The following is a 17,419-nucleotide window of genomic DNA, read 5'->3' on the forward strand; positions in this document are numbered from 1 at the left end:
CCGCTGAACTCCCAGAAGAAGGCACCGCCGAGGCCCTGGTTCTTGGCCCAGGCCATCTTGCTCTTGACCGTGGCCGGGGTGTCGTAGGACCACCAGTTGGTGCCGCAGTGGGCGTACGCCGTGCCCGCGATGGTGCCGGTGGCCGGGCAGGAGTTCTTCAGGACCTTGTAGTCCTCGATGCCCTGCTCGTGGGTGCCGGTCGCCGGGCCGGTGGCGGTGCCGCCGGGCGCCGACTGCGTGACGCCGGTCCAGCCGCGGCCGTAGAAGCCGATGCCGAGCAGCAGCTTGCTCGCCGGCACGCCCTTGGCCTTGAACTTCGCGATCGCGTCGGCGGAGGTGAAGCCCTGCTGCGGGATGCCGTCGTACGAGGTCAGCGGCGAGTGCGGAGCGGTGGGACCGTTCTTCGCCCAGGCGCCGAAGAAGTCGTACGTCATCACGTTGTACCAGTCGATGTACTGCGCGGCCGGGCCGTAGTCGGCGGCGTCGATCTTGCCGCCGTCGGTGGCGTCGGCGGTGACGGCCGCGGTGACCAGGTCGTCGCCGAACTCGGCGCGCATGGCCTTCATCATGCTGCTGAAGGCGTTCTTGGCGCTGGTGGTGTCACAGCTCAGACCGCAGGCGTTCGGGTACTCCCAGTCCAGGTCGATGCCGTCGAAGACGTCGGCCCAGCGCGGGTCCTCGACCAGGTCGTGGCAGGACTTGGCGAAGGCCGCCGGGTTCTTCACGGCGTCGGGGAAGCCGCCGGACCAGGTCCAGCCGCCGAAGGACCAGATGACCTTGATGTGCGGGTACTTGGCCTTCAGCTTGCGCAGCTGGTTGAAGTTGCCGCGCAGCGGCTGGTCCCAGGTGTCGGCGACGCCGTCGACGGACTGGTCGGCGGTGTACGCCTTGTCGTAGTCGGCGTAGGCGTCACCGATGGTGCACTTGCCGCCCTGGACGTTGCCGAAGGCGTAGTTGATGTGCGTGATCTTCTCGGCGGAGCCCGAGGTGACCAGGTTCTTCACGTGGTAGTTGCGCCCGTAGACGCCCCAGTTGGTGAAGTAGCCGAGGTTGATCTTCTCGCCGCCGCCCGGGTTGCCGCCGTCGTCGCCGCCGGTGGTGGTGACCTTGACCGCGCCGCTGACCGGGCCGGTCTGGTCGGCGGTGTCACGGGCCTGGACGGTGTACGAGTAGTCGGTGCCCTTGGTGAGGCCGGTGTCCGTGTACGAGGTGGTCGTCACGGTGGCGACCTTGGCGCCGTCGCGCAGGACGTCGTAGTTCTTGATGCCCTTGTCGTCGGTGGCCGCGGACCAGGAGAGCTTCACCGAGGTGTCGGTGATGTTCGAGGCGGTGGGGGTGCCGGGCGCGGAGGGGGCCGCGTCGCCGGGGACCTCCGTGTCGCCGTCGCAGCTGCCGCCGTTGAGCTTGCAGCCGGACGGGGAGCCGGAGCCGCTGCCGTTGAAGCCGAAGGAGACCGACGCCCCGGGGGCGAGGGTGCCGTTCCAGCCGAGGTTCTTGGCGGTCCAGTGGTCACCGGAGTTGGTGACCGTGGCGTCCCAGGCGGAGGTGACCTTGGTGCCGGAGGGGAAGTCCCACTCGATGGTCCAGGAGTTGATGGTCGTGGTGCCGGTGTTCTTCACCGTCCACTTGCCCTCGAAGCCGGAGCCCCAGTCCTGGGTCTTGGCGTAGGTGGCGGTCGCGGAGGTCGCGGCCTGGGCGGGGCTCGCGAGGGCGACGAGGCCGGAGAAGGGAAGCAGCAGGGTCGCGAGACCTGCCGCGGCTTTGTGTCTGAAGCGCACGGTGCGCCTCCTCTGTTGATTGCGCCGTCGAGCGCAACGGGGATGTTGTCGCGGGCATGACTGAGCCATCACGCCCGCAGTGCCGCGAGAATAGAAAGGTCTGGACCACGGGTCAATAGGTCTGGACCACTGTGTCCGGGCTTCCGCTAGACCCCCAACTCTTGCGCCAGCACCGCCGCTTGCACCCGGCTGCGCAGCCCCAGCTTGCCCAGCAGGCGGCTGACGTGCGTCTTCACCGTGGCCTCCGCCATGTCCAGGCGGTCCGCGATGTCGGCGTTGGACAGGCCGTCACCGAGGCAGGACAGCACCTCGCGCTCGCGCCGGGTGAGGGAGTCCAGCACCGCCGGGTCGGCCGTCACCGCACGGGTGGGCTTCGCGGCGAACTCGGCGATCAGCCGCCGGGTGACGGCCGGGGCGACGATCCCCTCCCCGCGCGCCACCGTGCGCACGGCCGCGACGAGGTCCTGCGCCTCCGTGTTCTTCAGCAGGAACCCGGCGGCCCCGGCCCTGAGCGCCCCGAAGACGTACTCGTCCAGGTCGAAGGTGGTCAGCACCAGCACGTCGGCGAGCTGTTCCCCGACCACCTGCCGGGTCGCCGACACCCCGTCCAGGCGCGGCATCTGTACGTCCATCAGCACCAGGTCGGGGCGCAGTTCGCGGGCGAGCGCCACCGCCCGCTCGCCGTCCGCCGCCTCGCCGACCACCTCGATGTCGGGCGCGCTGCGCAGGATGAGGACCAGTCCGGCGCGGACGGCGGACTGGTCCTCGGCGACCAGGACGCGGATCATCGGGTCTCTCCTCGGGCGGTGTCGGTGACGGGGAGGGAGGCGCGGACGACCCAGAGCCTGCCGTCCGCGGGGTGCGGGGCGTTCTCGGGGCCCGCGTCGAAGGTGCCGTGCAGCAGGGCGGCCCGCTCCCGCATCCCGACCAGACCGGCCCCGGAACCCGGGGCGCGCGGGGCGTCCCGGCCGCCGTAGGGGCTGGTCACACGGAGCTCGAGGGTGTCGTCCCGGCCGCGCAGCCACACCGTGACCGTCCCCTTCGCGGCGTGCTTCAGCGCGTTCGTCAGCGACTCCTGCACGATCCTGTACGCGGCGAGCTCGACCGGTGCGGGGACGGGGCCGTACGCGGCGTCGAGGGTGACGTCCAGGCCGTTGGCGCGGGCGCCCTCCACCAGGGCGTCGAGGCCGTCGAGGGTCGGGGTCGCCGCCGGCTCCCGGTCGTCGGCGCCGTCCCGCAGGATGCCGATCAGGCGGCGCATCTCGGACAGCCCCTGGACGCTGTTCTCCCGGATCACGGTGAGCGCCTCCTTGGAGGTCCCGGGATCGTCCAGGGAGAGCGCGGCCGTGGAGTGGATGGCGATCGCCGAGAGGTGGTTGGCGACCATGTCGTGCAACTCCCGCGCCATCCGGGCGCGTTCGGCGGTCACCGCCTGGGCGCGGTCCATCTCCGCCAGCAGCGCGGTCTGTTCGGCCCGCAGCCGGGCGGCCTCCGCGGCGTCCCGGTGGTTGCGGACGATCAGCCCGGTCGAGGCGGGCGCGAACGCCACCACGCCGACGGCCACCCCGATGAGCAGCGCCTCCGGCACCCGCCACACCGCGAACGGCACCACCGTCGCGAGCAGCGTGAGCACCCCGGTGACGCGGGGAACGCGGCGGGCGGCGGCGGGGGAGCCGTAAAGGACGGCCGCGTACATCAGGTCGGTGTAGATGATCAGCGTGACGAGGTTCCCCTGCGTCAGCGCGTCCGCGGCCAGGGTCGCCGTCCCGGCCGCGAGTGCCGTCCGCGGGGCGGTACGGCGCAGCAGCTCCAGCCCCGCCATCAGCACGAGCGGCGGCAGGACCGCCCAACGGCCCGCCCAGAGCACCTGGGCGGAGTCCCCGGGCCGCATCCCGAGCCCGATGCCCCACAGGGCCAGGCCGCCGAGCAGCCCGGCGAGGGCGGCCCACACGTCGTGGCGGTGCGGTCGGGGGAGTCGTACGGCCATGGGCACCATCCAACACGGTGCGCGCACCCGGCGCCTGATGCCGGGGAACGGTCCCGGACTGCATCTTTCGATGTACCGCGGGTTCGTCGGCGGCGACGACGAAACGGGCCGGTTCGCACGGAAGCCTGAAAGGGTGACCGAGAGGAGCGAACCGTGATCGTCGCCTTGATCGCCGCCTGCGAGATCGGCTTCTGGGTGCTGCTGGCCGCCGGACTGGCCTGCCGCTACCTGCTGAGGATGCCGCGCGCCGGCCTGGCGCTGCTGCTGTGCGAGCCGCTGCTGGAGGTCGTCCTGCTGGTCGCCACCGCGCTGGACCTGAAGAACGGCGCCGAGCCGAACTGGACGCACGGCCTGGCCGCGCTCTACATCGGCTACACCGTCGGCCACGGCCACCGCACGGTGAAGTGGCTCGACGGCCACGCCGCCCACCGGCTGGGCGGCGCCCCGAAACCGCTGGGTCCGCCGCGCTACGGCCTGGCCCGCGCCCGGCACGAGACCAGGGTGTGGCTGGGCACGCTGACGGCCGCCGCCGTGGCCACCGCGCTGCTCCAGGTCGCCATCTGGTACGTCGACGACGCGAGCCGCACCACCTCCCTGGAGAGCTGGCGCTCCACCGCCTGGCGCGCCGCCGGCATCCACGGACTGGTGACCCTGGCGTACTGGATCTGGCCGAAGAAGGCCCCGGCGGGGGAGCGGGAGACCGGGCCGAACGCCGGAAAGGAGCGTGTCGGCCGATGACGCGGGCGTCCGGGAATCTCCTCGCGGGGGCCGCCACGCTGGTGGCGGGCCTGGGGCTGTGGCTGTTCGCCGGGGAAGTGGACCTGCCGGTGGTCGACCCCGTCAAGGCGGGGGTGGTGATGATGTGTGCCGGCGGCGCCGAGGTCCTGCTGGGCCTGTACCGGGCCGTGCGCGCCTCGGCGGGGTCCCGGTAGGGCTCAGCGTTCCCCGCCCGGGACCCACAGCACGTCGCCGGTCTCCTTGTTCGCGATGCGGGCCAGGATGAACAGGAGGTCGGAGAGGCGGTTGAGGTAGGTCGCGGTGAGCGGGTTCATGGTCTCGCCGTGCGCCTCCAGCGCGGCCCAGGTGGAGCGCTCGGCCCGCCGCACCACCGTGCAGGCCTGGTGCAGCAGGGCCGCGCCCGCCGTCCCGCCCGGCAGGATGAAGGAGCGCAGCTTCTCCAGCCGCTCGTTGAAGCGGTCGCAGTCCGCCTCCAGCCGGTCGACGTAGAACTGCTCGACCCGCAGCGGCGGGAACTGCGGGTTCTCCACCACCGGCGTCGACAGGTCCGCGCCGACGTCGAACAGGTCGTTCTGGACGCGGGTGAGGACCTTGACGACCTCCTCCTCCAGTCCGCCCAGTGCGATCGCCGTGCCGATCACCGCGTTCGCCTCGTTGGCGTCGGCGTAGGCGGAGATGCGCAGATCGGTCTTGGGGACCCGGCTCATGTCGCCGAGGGCGGTGGTGCCCTTGTCGCCGGTCCGGGTGTAGATGCGCGTCAGGTTGACCATGCGGCCAATCTAGACGCTCGCTTCGGAGGGGCGGCACTCCTGCCCGCGGGCACGCGGGTCACAGGGCGTGGAGACCTCGGCCCCGGCCGGTCCGTGAAGCGCCAACCGGCGTGAAGGGGCGAGGGATTACCGCTCCGGCCGCCGGGCCGGAATCCCGTCGGCTCCCGGCGCCGGGGGGATCGCCGGGGCCGTCGTGCGAGACGTGACAGGGGTCTCACTCCGTGAGACGTGAAACGCGTTACTAAGTCAGTCACAGGGGCCCTGACGCCCGCTAATGTCCGCTCCTGGAGAACAAGGACAGCGCGTATCAGGGGAGTCGCACAGTGGCACGCAAGCTCGCCGTCATCGGGGCCGGTCTCATGGGGTCCGGTATCGCCCAGGTCTCCGCCCAGGCGGGCTGGGACGTCGTCCTGCGCGACGTCACCGACGAGGCGCTCGCACGGGGCACCGACGGGATCAAGGCGTCGTACGACAAGTTCGTGAGCAAGGGCAAGCTGGAGGCGCACGACGCCGACGCCGCCCTCGCCCGGATCACCGCGACCACCGACCTGGACGCCTGCGCGGACGCGGACATCGTGGTCGAGGCCGTGTTCGAGAAGCTCGAGGTGAAGCACGAGATCTTCCGCACCCTCGACAAGATCGTGCGCGAGGACACCGTGCTCGCCTCCAACACCTCCGCCATCCCGATCACCAAGATCGCGGCCGTGACGGAGCGCCCGGAGCGGGTCGTCGGCACCCACTTCTTCTCGCCGGTGCCGATGATGCAGCTGTGCGAACTGGTCCGCGGCTACAAGACCAGCGACGAAACCCTCGCCAGGGCGCGGGAGTTCGCCGAGTCGGTCGGCAAGACCTGCATCGTCGTCAACCGCGACGTCGCCGGCTTCGTGACCACCCGTCTCATCTGCGCCCTCGTCGTCGAGGCCGCGAAGCTGTACGAGTCGGGCGTGGCGAGCGCCGAGGACATCGACCTGGCGTGCAAGCTGGGCTTCGGCCACGCCATGGGTCCGCTGGCCACCGCCGACCTCACCGGCGTGGACATCCTGCTGCACGCCACGAGCAACATCTACACCGAGTCGCAGGACGAGAAGTTCGCCGCTCCCGAGCTGATGCGCCGGATGGTTGACGCCGGTGACATCGGCCGCAAGAGCGGGCAGGGCTTCTACGAGCACTGACACCGCGCACCCGCCCCGGCGTGCATCACACGCCGGGGTGAATTCGGTATCGGTTCGCTTACAAGGAGCAACCTCCGGCACCCCCACGCAGTCAGAGGTTGCATCACCGGCATCAACAACCACCAACAACGCGGAGCACGAGAAGCACGCACCGGGGAGCGCATATGCACATCAGGGGCGACCACGTCGAGCTGGTCGTCGGGGGCCGCCTCGACGTCCGCAGCGCGGCGGACGCCCGTACGGTCCTGCACTCGGCCGTCGACGAGGGAGCCGGCGACCTGGTGCTGGACCTGTCCGAACTGGACTCCTGGGACGCCACCGGACTCGGCGTGATCATGGGGGCCCACCGGCGGGCCGGCCGCTGCGGCCGGCGGTTGGTGCTGCGCGGCGTCCCGCCGCAGATGCAGCGCCTGCTGGTGGCCACCCGCCTGCACCGGATCCTGGCGATCGAGGGAGGCATCGGGGTGGACACGCTGCCCCGTGTGTGAGGCCCGTACGAAGGGGAACCGGACGACCGACGCCACCCGGGCCGGTCTCGGTGGACCGTGTGACGTGCGCACAATCCTCACGAGACTGTGACGTCTCGGACGGCGTGGTACCCCGGACTGTCGTGGATACTGAGCGAAGGTTTAGGGTGCGGCTGCCCGCTGCCTCGCGACCCTCGAGCGGGCCCGGACCAGAAGCGACAGCGCAGTGTGCAGCAAGGCCGGGAGGGGCTCTGGGAACTGTCGGACTCGCGGCAGGCGGGAGTCCGACGACAGGACCCAGGCACACGACGCTTTTGGGGGGCTAGGACCTATGGACCCGAACAGCCGGGGACCCGAGGAGTACGGCCATGACGGTGACGGTCACGCGCCGCGCCAGCGCCCTCCCAGGGAATCCCTCACTTCCGACTTCGGACAGCACGCACCGGCGCTCGCCCGCACGGTGCAGCTCGTCTCCGGCGACTTCCTGCTCACCGTCAACCCCGTCGACGGCAGCGAGATCGAGCCCTGCCCGCCCGCCGAACGGCCCGCCCGCCCCGTCAAGCTGGACGAGGCGGGGCGCGCCGAGGTCGAGCGGGCCGCCAGGCCGGCCGCCCCGCCCGGACCGGCGCAGCCCGCGCTGCCGCTGCTGGCCCGTCAGGACGAGCGCGAGAAACTGATCCGGCTGCTCGCCCGCGGCCGCTCCGTACGCCTCACCGGCCCCGCCGGCTCCGGCCGCACCCGGCTGCTCGACGTCGTCGCCGAGGACTGCGCGGACCTCGCCCCCGACGGCGTCGTCCGGCTGAACGGCCACCGCCGCTCGGCCGACGACCTGCTGTACGACCTGTTCTACGCCGTCCACAACGCCCCGCTGCACCGCCCGGACCGGGACACAGTGGTCGACTGCGTCCGTGAGATCGGCGCCGTCGTCGTCCTCGACGACCTCGAGTTCGGCGGCGCCGCCCTCGACGAGCTGCTGGACGCCACGCCCGAGTGCGCCTTCCTGTTCGGCGCCACCCCGGACGTGCCCGGCCCGTCCGCCGACTCCGGCGTCGAGGAGGTCGTCCTCGGCGGGCTCGACCGCGCGGCCGGCCTCGAACTGCTGGAGCACGCCGTCGGCCGCCGCCTCACCGAGGACGAGCGGAACTGGGCCGGCGACCTCTGGTTCGAGTCCGAGGGCCTGCCGTTGCGCTTCGTCCAGGCCGGCGCCCTGCTGCGGCAGCGCGACCGGCTGCGGGCCGGCGCCGACGCCGTCGACGAGTTCGGCGTCTTCGAGGACGTCCGGCCCGACGCACCGCCGTACGACGCCGCCGACGAGGTGCCGCTGCCCTCGCTCGGCGAGGCCGCCGCCCCCGCTCCGCTGCTCGCCTCCCGGCTCAGCGCCTCCGCCCGCGCCACCCTGCGGTTCGCCGTCGCGCTCGGCGGCGAGGTGCCCCACCAGGCGCATCTGCCCGCCCTGGTGGGGGACACCCACGCCGACGCCGCGCTCGGCGAGCTGGCCGCCTGCGGACTGGTCTGTCCGGCCGGTTCCCGCTACCGGCTCGCCGCCGGGGTGCCGGCCCAGCTGGAGGCCGCCGGATACGCCGACGAGGCCGAGGCCCAGGCCCGTGCCGCCGCCCAGCACTACGCCTGGTGGGCCGGGCACCCCTCGGTGACTCCGGAGCGGGTGTGTGCCGAGGCCGACGCGGTGCTCACCGCGCTCGCCGTGCTGTCGCCGCTCACCACGGCCACCGCCGAGGGCGAGACGAGCACGGCCGTGCAGCTGGCCCGCGCCGCCGCGCCCGCGTTCGCCGCGGGCCTGCACTGGAGCGCCTGGGAAAAGGCGCTGCGGGCCGGTGCGGAGGCCGCCCGGCTCGCCGGGGACGTGCCGGAACAGGCCTACTTCCACCACGAGCTCGGCGTCCTCGCCCTGTGCGCCGGACAGCTCGACCGGTCGCGCGCCGAACTGGAGGCGTCCATCGGCCTGCGCGGCGCCCTCGCCGACAAGCGCGGCACCGTCGCCGGCCGCCGTGCGCTGGCCCTGGTCGCCGACCGCTCCGGAACCCCGCTGGTACTCGCGCCGACCGCGGGGGAGGAGGTGCCCGAGGCCCACGTCGAGGAGTCGGCCCCGCCGCCCCGTGGGGTGCCGACGGCCTTCCCGGACCTCCAGCCGCCCGCCGACAGCGCCCTGGTCATCCACCGCGCCGCGCCCGCGTCCACACCGCCGGGCAAGGCGGGCGGCGGGCTGAAGAGCCTGGCCCGGCGCAACCTCGTGGCGGCGGGCGCGGGCGCGCTGCTCGTCGCCGTGCTGGGCACCGTGGTCACCCTCGGCGCCACGTCGGACAACGACGCCGGCCGCCCGTCCGACAACGTCGGCGTCAACCCGTCCGCGAGCCAGGGCGTCGACGACGGCAGCCTGGACGCCGACCCGGCGGCCGAGGAGGGCGGCGGCGACACGGGCGAGGCCACCAGCCGGCCGACCGACCCGGGCCCGGACGGCACCCCGGGCACCTCCGACGACCCGACGCCGACGGCCACCGGGTCGGGCGAGCCGTCGGACGACGAGAGCGGTACGACGGAGCCGGGCGAGCCCTCGGGGTCGCCGTCGAAGTCCCCGAGCCCCAAGCCGACGAAGACCACCAGGCCGCCCACCTCCACGTCCCCCGACCCGACCGAGCCGGAGCCGACCGAGACCCAGCCGGACCCGGATCCGGAGCCGACCGAGACCCAGCCCACGCCGACGGAGGAGCCGTCCACCAGCACCTCGGCGAGCGGTCCGGCCTCGTCCTCCCCCGTGGAGACGAGCACCTCGGCGAGCGCCCCGCAGAGCTCCGGCGCGGGGACGCCGGGTGCGTCCGGCGGCTCGGAGACGGTGATCTGACACACCGGCACGCGTGGGGGCCGGGTTCCCTGCGGAACCCGGCCCCCACGGTTTGTCGCGGTGCCGCTCGGACCGTGTCAGAACAGCCGCAGCTTGTCGTCCTCGATGCCCCGCAGCGCGTCGTAGTCGAGGACCTGGCAGCCGATGCCCCGGTCCGTGGCGAGCACGCGGGCCTGCGGCTTGATCTCCTGGGCGGCGAAGATGCCGCGCACCGGGGCGAGATGGGGATCGCGGTTCAGCAGCTCCAGATAGCGCGTGAGCTGCTCCACGCCGTCGATCTCGCCGCGTCGCTTGATCTCCACCGCCACGGTCTGCCCCTCGGCGTCCCGGCACAGGATGTCGACGGGACCGATGGCGGTCATGTACTCGCGGCGGATGAGGGTGTAGCCCTCGCCGAGGGTCTCGATACGGTCGGCGAGCAGTTCCTGGAGGTGTGCTTCCACGCCGTCCTTGATCAGGCCGGGATCGACGCCCAGTTCGTGCGAGGAGTCGTGGAGGATCTCCTCCATCGTGATGATGAGTTTCTCGCCCGCCTTGTTGACGACGGTCCAGACGCCCTCTTCCTCGCCGGTGCCCTCCTTGAGGGTGCAGGGCGGCGACATCCAGTTCAGGGGCTTGTAGGCCCGGTCGTCGGCGTGGATCGAGACGCTGCCGTCCGCCTTGACCAGGATCAGACGGGGTGCCGGGGGCAGGTGCGCGGTGAGCCGCCCGGCGTAGTCCACGGAGCAGCGGGCAATGACGAGACGCATGGTCGGCAACGCTACTCGACCGGCCCGCCCCGGCGCGATTCGCCCTCATGACGGTCTCGTGAGCCCCATGAGGTGCGTCCTGTATCTCCTGGAAAACGCGTGTTCGACGGTGGCCGATTACCGGCCCACAGGAAGTTCCGCATCCGGGCAATCTCCTGGTGCCGTCACGGTCCGTTGCTTACGGTATTGAACGGGAGGTCGCGAGGTGTGTACGCAGCGTGCCCGATGTCGCGGGCTCCCATATCTGTCAGGCAACCCCTGCTCGTCGGGGGTGCGAGAGGAGAACCCATGTCGCTCGACGTCTCACCGGCCCTACTCGAACAGGCCGAGCGAGGCGAGGTCGACGAAGCTGCCTTCGTCGACTGCGTCCGGACCTCCCTGCCCTACGCGTGGGAGATGATCAGCTCCCTGGTGGCCCAGCTGAAGGTGGACGGCGGAGCCTTCGCCGACAACCAGACGCCCCCGCCGGACGAGCAGGCACGCGGTCAGCTGCTGCGTGCGCTAGCGAGTGACGCGATACGCGGCGCGCTGCAACGGCACTTCGGTGTTCGGCTGGCCTTCCAGAACTGTCACCGGGTGGCCGTGTTCCCGCTTGACTCCTCGGTCGACGAGACGCTGGCCCGTTTCACCTCGGTCCGCGGCCAGCTGCTGAACCAGTCGCCGGAACTGCGCGACTGCTGACGCGCCCCATCGTCCGCTTGCCGCTCCGTACGCGGGAGGTGCAGTTCGTACCGGGGCGGCAAGCCTGCGCGGAACCCCGGCTCGCTCAGCCGAGTTGGGGCAGCACCTCGGTCCCGAGCCGCCGTACGTTCTCCTCGGTCGCCGCCAGGTCGCCGGAACCCTCGACGAGCAGGGCGAAGCGGGAGATTCCGGTGCGTTCGCTGGTCGCGGCGAGCCGGTCGGCGCACAGCCGCGGGTCGCCCACCGGATGCAGCCCGCAGAGCAGTTCGGTGTACGCCAGCGGGTCGCGCATCCGCCGCTTCCGGCCGTCCACCGTGACATGCGCCGCAAGGCCCTGGCGCAGCCAGCCCGGCATCGCCTTCATCAGCGTCTCCACCGCGTCCGCGCGCCGGTCCGCGACCTGGCAGACACCGGCCGAGACGTGCGCGGCACGGTGGATCTCCCCGGCCGGCCGTCCGCACGCGCGCGCGTGCCGCCGCCACAGGGCGACCATCTCGGCCTTCTCCTCGTCCCCGACGTGCATCCCGAGCAGCATCGGCAGTCCGCGCTCGGCGGCCAGCCGTACGCTCGCCGGGGAGGTGCAGGCGACCACGACCTCGGGGCCCTCGGTCTCGGTGAGGGACTCCGACGGGCGCGGCACGACCGGGACCTCGCGGAAGGCGAAGCGTTCGCCGGCGGCCCCGACGGACGGCTCGCGCAGCCAGCGCACCAGCAGATCGAGTGATTCCGGGAACCCCTTCTCGTACGCCTCCAGGCCGGCCCCGAACACCTCCAGGTCGACCCACGGACCGCCGCGCCCGACCCCCAGCGAGAACCGGCCGCCGCTGGTGATGTGCAGCAGCGCGGCCTGCTCGCCGAGCGCCACGGGATGGGCGGTGGGCAGCACGCTCACCGCCGTACCGATCCGCAGGCGGCGGGTGCGGCCGAGCAGCAACGCGGCCAGGGTGACGGCCGACGGGCAGGTGCCGTACGGCACGAAGTGGTGCTCGGCCAGCCAGACCGTGTCGAGGCCCGCCTCCTCGGCCACCTCGGCCGAGCGGACCGCGCGGTGCAGCGCCTCACCCTCGCCCTGCCCGGGGAACTGGGCGGCCAACACGAAACTTCCAACGCGCATTGCTTTCCTGCTTCCTTGGCCCCGACGCGGAGCTCCCCCGCAGGGCATAACCGCCTGACACGTGCCGAGGACACGGCCGGGCGGGGGACTTTGCGGATTGTCTGCAGAATGAGCCGCTCGGAAGGGCCCCGCAGCGTCGTGAAGAGGACGTGTGACGATCGGTGGCGTACGCGTACCCCTGCGCGTGCCGCGTACGCTGGACGTGGCCCCTGCATCCTGTATAGCCCCGTGAGGTGTCCTGTGTCCCCGCGTCGCAACCGACCGAAGGGAGTCGGCCCGTCCGGCCTGAGCGCCGCGGACGACCGTTCCGGCCGCTACGGCGGCTGGCAGTCCACGGAGAGCTGGCAGGACGAGGAGTGGAGCGTACGGCACGTGGCGGGCGCCAGCGCCCGGGGCAAGGCCTACCGCTGCCCCGGCTGCGACCAGTTGATCCCGGACGGGGTGCCGCACGTGGTGGCGTGGCCGGAGCACTCGGGCGTCGACGAGCGCCGGCACTGGCACAAGGCGTGCTGGAACGCCAAGGACCGCCGCACCACGCGGGTGCAGCGGTCCCGTAACGCGCCGAGGTTCTGACCGGGGCCGAAAGCCCGTCAGACGTCCCGCTTCTCCAGCAGGGCGAAGGCGCCGCCCAGCGTCACGGCCGTGACACCGAGCATGATCCACAGCGGGTCCCAGCCGGACGGGCCGGACTCGCTCAGGGAGTTGGCGTAGAAGATGCTCATCTGGTTCGGGATGGAGTACTCGAACAGCGCCTGCTGAACGTCCTGCAGCGAGGACGAGAACATGAACAGCGCGATCACCAGCGGGGCGAGCACGGCACCGATCATGATGGTGATGGCGCCGGCCGAGTGCCGGATGATCGAGCCGACGGCCAGCGAGAGCGTGCCGAGCAGGGCGAGGTAGAGCGAGATGCCGACCGTGCCCTTCAGCCATTCCCCGCCCGAGGGGTCCTTCGCGCCACTGCCCTCCAGCAGCGCCACGTGCGCGAAGCCGACGAGCGTGGTGGACACCAGGGTCACCACGAAGGCGATCAGGAAGAAGACCACGGCCTTCGCCGTGAGGACCCGCGCGCGCGAGGGGCAGGCCACCGTCGTGGTGCGGATCATGCCGGTGCCGTACTCCGAGGCCGTGGTCAGCACGCCCAGCGTCATGATGCACATGCTGCCCAGCAGCAGTCCGAAGAAGCCCAGGGTCAGCGGGCTCTCCCCGCCCAGGTCGGCGTCCTGGCCGGCCACGATCAGGCCGGTCAGCAGGCCGATGCCGACGACGAGCAGCACGAACACGCCCAGCGTCCACATCGTGGAGCGCACCGACTTGATCTTCGTCCACTCGGAGGCGATCGCGTGCCCGAGGTGCGTGCGCACCACCGGGATCGGCGAGGTGTAACCGGGCGCCGCCTGCCATGCGGGTGCGGCGGTCTGCGGCATCGGGGGCTGGGGCGTGCTCATCGGGCGTCCTCGGGCTTGGTCACGTCGGAGGCGGTGGGGACGGTCGGGGGCGCGGCGGGCGGGGCGGCCGGTGCCTGCGGTGCCTGCGGTGCCTGGCCCTGCGGCGCCGGCTGCGCGTACGGGTTGGCCGCGGGGGCGCCCGGGGCGGCGTAGGGGCCCGCGGGGGCCTGCGGCGCGCCCTGCGGCACCGCGGAGGGCTGCCCGCCCTGCTGGGGCGGCGGCGGGGCGTACCAGCCGGGCTGGCCCTGACCCGGCACCGGCATCGGCGGCTGCGCGCCGGGCGGCAGCGGCTGCTGGAGCCCCGCCTTCTGGTCGGCGGTCGAGCGGTAGTCGACGGCGCCCTGCGTCATCCGCATGTACGCCTCCTCCAGCGAGGCCTGGTGCGGCGACAGCTCCCACAGCCGGACGTCGGCGTCGTGGGCGATGTCGCTGATGCGCGGCAGCGGCAGTCCCGTCACCCGCAGCGCGCCGTCCTGCTCGGGCAGGACGTGGCCGCCGGCCTCGGTGATCGCGGCGGACAGCTTCTCGCGCTGCTGCGGCTCGGTGTCGGGCGTGCGCACGCGCGCGAAGTCGGCGGAGTTGGCGGAGATGAAGTCCTTCACGCTCATGTCGGCGAGCAGTTGCCCGCGCCCGATGACGATGAGGTGGTCGGCGGTGAGCGCCATCTCGCTCATCAGGTGCGAGGAGACGAACACCGTACGGCCCTCGGCGGCCAGCGCCTTCATCAGGTTGCGCACCCAGAGGATGCCCTCGGGGTCGAGGCCGTTGACGGGCTCGTCGAACAGCAGCACCTGCGGGTCGCCGAGCAGCGCGGCGGCGATGCCGAGCCGCTGGCCCATGCCCAGCGAGAAGCCCTTCGACCGCCGGCCGGCCACGTCGTGCAGGCCGACCACGCCCAGCACCTCGTCCACGCGGCGGGCCGGGATGCCGGAGAGCTGGGCCAGGGACAGCAGGTGGTTGCGGGCGGACCGGCCGCCGTGCACCGCCTTGGCGTCCAGCAGCGCGCCGACCTGGCGGGGGGCGTTGGGCAGCTTGCGGTACGGGTAGCCGCCGATCGTGACATGGCCCGCGGTGGGGTTGTCCAGGCCGAGGATCATCCGCATCGTCGTCGACTTGCCGGATCCGTTGGGGCCCAGGAAGCCGGTGACGGCGCCGGGCCGCACCTGGAAGGACAGGTTGTACACAGCGGTCTTGTCGCCGTAGCGCTTGGTCAGGCCGACTGCCTCGATCATGCTCCGCACCCATCGAAAGGTTCAGGACAGCGGGGCACACGCCCCCGTAAGGGTTAGGAGGATATCCAGACGCTGACGGTTCCGCTCAAGGCGAGGCGAAAACCGGTTCCGGCCGGTCCTGCACTACGCGTCGCGCCGCTTCAGCAGCACGTAGCCGCCGAGGAGCGCGGCGATCACCCACAGCACCATGATCCCGAGGCCGCCCCAGGGCCCGTACGGGGTGTCGTCGCCGACCGGCGGGACCACCTGCATGATCCTGCTGCCGGCCTGGTCGGGCAGGAAGCGGCCGACCTCCTTCGTCGCCTCGACGTAGCCCAGGATGCTGGAGATCAGGAAGAAGAACGGCACCAGGACGCCCAGCGACAGCATCGGCGAGCGCAGCATCGTGGCGACGCCCATCGAGAACACCGCGATCAGGGTCATGTAGAGGCCGCCGCCGATGACCGCGCGCAGCACCCCGTCGTCCCCGAGGGACGCCCGGTGCTCGCCGAGCATCGCCTGGCCCAGGAAGAACGCGGCGAAGCTGGTGGCCAGGGAGACCACGAGCGCGAGCGCGGTGGCGACCGCCAGCTTGCCGAACAGGAACGTGCCGCGCTGCGGCACCGCCGCCAGCGAGGCGCGGATCATGCCGGTGCTGTACTCGTTCGACACCACCAGCACCCCGAACACGACCATCGCGAGCTGACCGAGGCTCATCCCGGCGAAGCTGATGAACGTCGGGTCGAAGGAGAGCCGGTCCCGCGCGCTCATCCCGTCGAACTCGCTCCTCGACAGCGCCGAGATGAGCATGCCGAGCGCGATGGTGACGACCACCGCCAGGGAGAGGGTCCACACCGTGGACGCCACCGACCGGATCTTGGTCCACTCGGACCGGACGACCTGCGCAGCCGCCATGCTCAGCTCCTCTTCCAGTCGTCGCCCCACTGCTGCCGGGGGACGGGCGCGTCGGAGTGGGCGTGGTACTCCACCGACTCCGCGGTCAACCGCATGAACGCCTCCTCCAGGGAGGCCTGCTGCGGGCTCAGCTCGTGCAGCACCAGCTGGTGCCGGGCCGCCAGCTCACCGATGTGCTCGGCCTTGCCGCCGTCCACCTCCAGCGCCCCGTTCCCGCTCTCCACGGCGGTGATCCCGGCCCGGTGCAGCACGTCCAGCAGCCGCTCCCGCTGCGGGCTGCGGATCCGTACGTACGAGCGGGAGTTGCGCTCGATGAAGTCGGCCATGGAGGTGTCGGCGAGCAGCCGGCCCTGGCCGATGACGACGAGGTGGTCGGCGGTGAGGGCCATCTCGCTCATCAGGTGGGAGGAGACGAAGACGGTGCGGCCCTGGGCGGCGAGCGATTTCATCAGGGTGCGGATCCAGTGGATGCCCTCGGGGTCGAGGCCGTTGACCGGCTCGTCGAACATCAGGATCCGGGGGTCGCCGAGCAGCGCGGCGGCGATGCCGAGCCGCTGGCCCATGCCCATCGAGAAGCCCTTGGTCTTCTTCTTCGCGACCGCCGTCAGCCCGACCGTGTCCAGCACCTCGCGCACCCGGGTGGTCGGGATGCCGTTGCTCTGCGCGAGGCACAGCAGGTGGTTGTAGGCGCTGCGCCCGCCGTGCCAGGCCTTGGCCTCCAGCAGGGCGCCGATGTACTTGAGCGGGTCCTTGAGCTGGTCGTAGCGCCTGCCGTCGATGCGGACGTCCCCGGCGGTGGGCCGGTCCAGGCCCAGCACCATCCGCATGGTGGTCGACTTGCCCGCGCCGTTGGGGCCGAGGAAACCCGTGACGATGCCCGGTCTGACCGTGAAGGTCAGGTTGTTGACCGCCACCTTCTCGCCGTACCGCTTGGTCAGCCCCTCGAGCTCGATCATGCGGCCACGCTAAAACGGGACAAAGCCCTCTGCCACCTCAGCGGCAGAGGGCTTCACCGATGTTCGCTCGTCGTATCCCGGGACGTTACCGGGACTGCTGGGCCGGCACCCCGCGGGAGATCGGCTCGTCCTCGGTGGAGGGCGTGCCGGTCGCGGCCACCGCGGCGCCCGTGAGCGTGGCGAGCATCTCGCGGACGTTCGTCAGCTGGGCGTTGATGGAGTCGCGGCGGTTGGTCAGCGCCGCGAGCTCGCGCTCCGATTCCGAACGGATCCGGTCGGCCTTGGCGTTGGCGTCGGCCACGATGTCCTCGGCCTGGCGCTGCGCGGTCTCCACCGTCTGGCGGGCCCGGCGCTCGGCGTCGGTGCGCAGCTTCTCGGCCTCCAGGCGGAGCTGCTCCGCGCGGTGCTCGATCTCGGCGAGGCGCTTCTCGGCCTTGGCCTGACGGGACGCCAGGTCGCGCTCGGACTGCTCGCGGCGCTTGGCGAGGTTCGTCTCGAAGTCGGCGGCGGCCTGCGCGGCCTTGGCGCGGGTCTCCTCGAAGAGGGCGTCCGCCTCCTCCCGCTTGGACTGCGCGT

17 protein-coding genes and 1 pseudogene are annotated in these 17,419 nt (G+C 72.1%); 7 read left to right on the top strand and 11 right to left on the bottom strand.

Annotation, left to right across the window (positions count from 1 at the left end):
* From RIM90_RS23890 to RIM90_RS23900, 3 genes are all read right to left on the bottom strand, one after another.
* Positions 1–1,778, bottom strand: a 1,778-nt coding sequence (locus tag RIM90_RS23890; protein WP_309062811.1) for a glycoside hydrolase family 18 chitinase, incomplete at its 3' end; no start/stop codon positions are given.
* A 146-nt stretch (positions 1,779–1,924) separates the two neighbouring features.
* Positions 1,925–2,566: a response regulator transcription factor gene (locus RIM90_RS23895; protein WP_309062812.1), complete on the bottom strand. Its 642-nt coding sequence runs from the start codon at positions 2,564–2,566 to the stop codon at positions 1,925–1,927.
* The gene (locus RIM90_RS23900; RefSeq protein WP_309062813.1) at positions 2,563–3,765 is read right to left on the bottom strand and encodes a histidine kinase; all 1,203 of its coding nucleotides are present in this window, start codon (positions 3,763–3,765) and stop codon (positions 2,563–2,565) included. Before RIM90_RS23900 ends, RIM90_RS23895 begins: the two co-directional genes overlap by 4 nt.
* 153 nt (positions 3,766–3,918) lie before the next feature.
* On the opposite strand from RIM90_RS23900, the gene RIM90_RS23905 reads away from it, so the two are divergent.
* A complete protein-coding gene (locus RIM90_RS23905) occupies positions 3,919–4,503 on the top strand; it encodes a hypothetical protein (RefSeq protein WP_309062814.1) in 585 nt (194 codons plus the stop codon).
* Positions 4,500–4,697, top strand: coding sequence for a DUF5708 family protein (locus tag RIM90_RS23910; protein ID WP_309062815.1), 198 nt, complete (start codon positions 4,500–4,502; stop codon positions 4,695–4,697). Before RIM90_RS23905 ends, RIM90_RS23910 begins: the two co-directional genes overlap by 4 nt.
* A gap of 3 nt (positions 4,698–4,700) precedes the next feature.
* On the opposite strand, the gene RIM90_RS23915 is transcribed toward RIM90_RS23910, so the two are convergent.
* Complete coding sequence (locus RIM90_RS23915) at positions 4,701–5,273, bottom strand: cob(I)yrinic acid a,c-diamide adenosyltransferase (protein ID WP_309062816.1); 573 nt, start codon at positions 5,271–5,273, stop codon at positions 4,701–4,703.
* Positions 5,274–5,596: 323 nt separating this feature from the next.
* On the opposite strand from RIM90_RS23915, the gene RIM90_RS23920 reads away from it, so the two are divergent.
* The 3 genes from RIM90_RS23920 to RIM90_RS23930 all read left to right on the top strand — a co-directional run bounded on the left by RIM90_RS23920 (position 5,597) and on the right by RIM90_RS23930 (position 9,769).
* The gene (locus RIM90_RS23920; protein WP_309062817.1) at positions 5,597–6,445 is read left to right on the top strand and encodes a 3-hydroxyacyl-CoA dehydrogenase family protein; all 849 of its coding nucleotides are present in this window, start codon (positions 5,597–5,599) and stop codon (positions 6,443–6,445) included.
* A 164-nt stretch (positions 6,446–6,609) separates the two neighbouring features.
* Positions 6,610–6,933: an STAS domain-containing protein gene (locus tag RIM90_RS23925; RefSeq protein ID WP_309062818.1), complete on the top strand. Its 324-nt coding sequence runs from the start codon at positions 6,610–6,612 to the stop codon at positions 6,931–6,933.
* A gap of 310 nt (positions 6,934–7,243) precedes the next feature.
* On the top strand, positions 7,244–9,769 hold the full coding sequence (locus tag RIM90_RS23930) for an ATP-binding protein (RefSeq protein WP_309062819.1): 2,526 nt from the start codon (positions 7,244–7,246) through the stop codon (positions 9,767–9,769).
* Positions 9,770–9,846: 77 nt separating this feature from the next.
* Here the strand turns inward: RIM90_RS23930 and nucS are convergent, their stop codons facing one another.
* On the bottom strand, positions 9,847–10,518 hold the full coding sequence (gene nucS / locus RIM90_RS23935; protein WP_309062820.1) for an endonuclease NucS: 672 nt from the start codon (positions 10,516–10,518) through the stop codon (positions 9,847–9,849).
* Positions 10,519–10,806: 288 nt separating this feature from the next.
* On the opposite strand from nucS, the gene RIM90_RS23940 reads away from it, so the two are divergent.
* Positions 10,807–11,199, top strand: a complete 393-nt coding sequence (locus RIM90_RS23940) for an SCO5389 family protein (RefSeq protein ID WP_106412402.1) — start codon at positions 10,807–10,809, stop codon at positions 11,197–11,199.
* A gap of 85 nt (positions 11,200–11,284) precedes the next feature.
* On the opposite strand, the gene RIM90_RS23945 is transcribed toward RIM90_RS23940, so the two are convergent.
* Positions 11,285–12,313 (bottom strand): LLM class flavin-dependent oxidoreductase, encoded by a 1,029-nt coding sequence (locus tag RIM90_RS23945; protein ID WP_309062821.1) that lies wholly within the window; start codon positions 12,311–12,313, stop codon positions 11,285–11,287.
* A gap of 240 nt (positions 12,314–12,553) precedes the next feature.
* On the opposite strand from RIM90_RS23945, the gene RIM90_RS23950 reads away from it, so the two are divergent.
* Positions 12,554–12,886, top strand: coding sequence for an ATP/GTP-binding protein (locus tag RIM90_RS23950; protein ID WP_309062822.1), 333 nt, complete (start codon positions 12,554–12,556; stop codon positions 12,884–12,886).
* Positions 12,887–12,903: 17 nt separating this feature from the next.
* Here the strand turns inward: RIM90_RS23950 and RIM90_RS23955 are convergent, their stop codons facing one another.
* From RIM90_RS23955 to RIM90_RS23975, 5 genes and pseudogenes are all read right to left on the bottom strand, one after another.
* Positions 12,904–13,761 carry an ABC transporter permease subunit gene (locus RIM90_RS23955; RefSeq protein WP_309062823.1) on the bottom strand — a complete coding sequence of 286 codons (858 nt, stop codon included), beginning with the start codon at positions 13,759–13,761 and terminating at the stop codon, positions 12,904–12,906.
* On the bottom strand, positions 13,758–14,993 hold the full coding sequence (locus RIM90_RS23960) for an ABC transporter ATP-binding protein (protein WP_309062824.1): 1,236 nt from the start codon (positions 14,991–14,993) through the stop codon (positions 13,758–13,760). The genes RIM90_RS23955 and RIM90_RS23960 overlap by 4 nt, the downstream gene beginning before the upstream one ends.
* Positions 14,994–15,116: 123 nt before the next feature.
* Positions 15,117–15,887: an ABC transporter permease gene (locus tag RIM90_RS23965; protein WP_309062825.1), complete on the bottom strand. Its 771-nt coding sequence runs from the start codon at positions 15,885–15,887 to the stop codon at positions 15,117–15,119.
* A 2-nt stretch (positions 15,888–15,889) separates the two neighbouring features.
* Positions 15,890–16,843, bottom strand: coding sequence for an ABC transporter ATP-binding protein (locus RIM90_RS23970; protein ID WP_309062826.1), 954 nt, complete (start codon positions 16,841–16,843; stop codon positions 15,890–15,892).
* An 85-nt stretch (positions 16,844–16,928) separates the two neighbouring features.
* A pseudogene (locus RIM90_RS23975) lies at positions 16,929–17,419 on the bottom strand (cellulose-binding protein); the annotation flags it as partial.

Source organism: Streptomyces sp., from assembly GCF_031181555.1.
GTDB lineage: Bacteria > Actinomycetota > Actinomycetes > Streptomycetales > Streptomycetaceae > Streptomyces > Streptomyces fimbriatus.

Coding starts and splice junctions, on each gene's coding strand:
- RIM90_RS23895 (WP_309062812.1), bottom strand. CDS start 2,566: ATGATCCGCGTCCTGGTCGCCGAGGACCAGTCCGCCGTCCGCGCCGGA.
- RIM90_RS23900 (WP_309062813.1), bottom strand. CDS start 3,765: ATGGCCGTACGACTCCCCCGACCGCACCGCCACGACGTGTGGGCCGCC.
- RIM90_RS23910 (WP_309062815.1), top strand. CDS start 4,500: ATGACGCGGGCGTCCGGGAATCTCCTCGCGGGGGCCGCCACGCTGGTG.
- RIM90_RS23915 (WP_309062816.1), bottom strand. CDS start 5,273: ATGGTCAACCTGACGCGCATCTACACCCGGACCGGCGACAAGGGCACC.
- RIM90_RS23925 (WP_309062818.1), top strand. CDS start 6,610: ATGCACATCAGGGGCGACCACGTCGAGCTGGTCGTCGGGGGCCGCCTC.
- RIM90_RS23930 (WP_309062819.1), top strand. CDS start 7,244: ATGGACCCGAACAGCCGGGGACCCGAGGAGTACGGCCATGACGGTGAC.
- nucS (WP_309062820.1), bottom strand. CDS start 10,518: ATGCGTCTCGTCATTGCCCGCTGCTCCGTGGACTACGCCGGGCGGCTC.
- RIM90_RS23940 (WP_106412402.1), top strand. CDS start 10,807: ATGTCGCTCGACGTCTCACCGGCCCTACTCGAACAGGCCGAGCGAGGC.
- RIM90_RS23945 (WP_309062821.1), bottom strand. CDS start 12,313: ATGCGCGTTGGAAGTTTCGTGTTGGCCGCCCAGTTCCCCGGGCAGGGC.
- RIM90_RS23955 (WP_309062823.1), bottom strand. CDS start 13,761: ATGAGCACGCCCCAGCCCCCGATGCCGCAGACCGCCGCACCCGCATGG.
- RIM90_RS23960 (WP_309062824.1), bottom strand. CDS start 14,993: ATGATCGAGGCAGTCGGCCTGACCAAGCGCTACGGCGACAAGACCGCT.
- RIM90_RS23965 (WP_309062825.1), bottom strand. CDS start 15,887: ATGGCGGCTGCGCAGGTCGTCCGGTCCGAGTGGACCAAGATCCGGTCG.
- RIM90_RS23970 (WP_309062826.1), bottom strand. CDS start 16,843: ATGATCGAGCTCGAGGGGCTGACCAAGCGGTACGGCGAGAAGGTGGCG.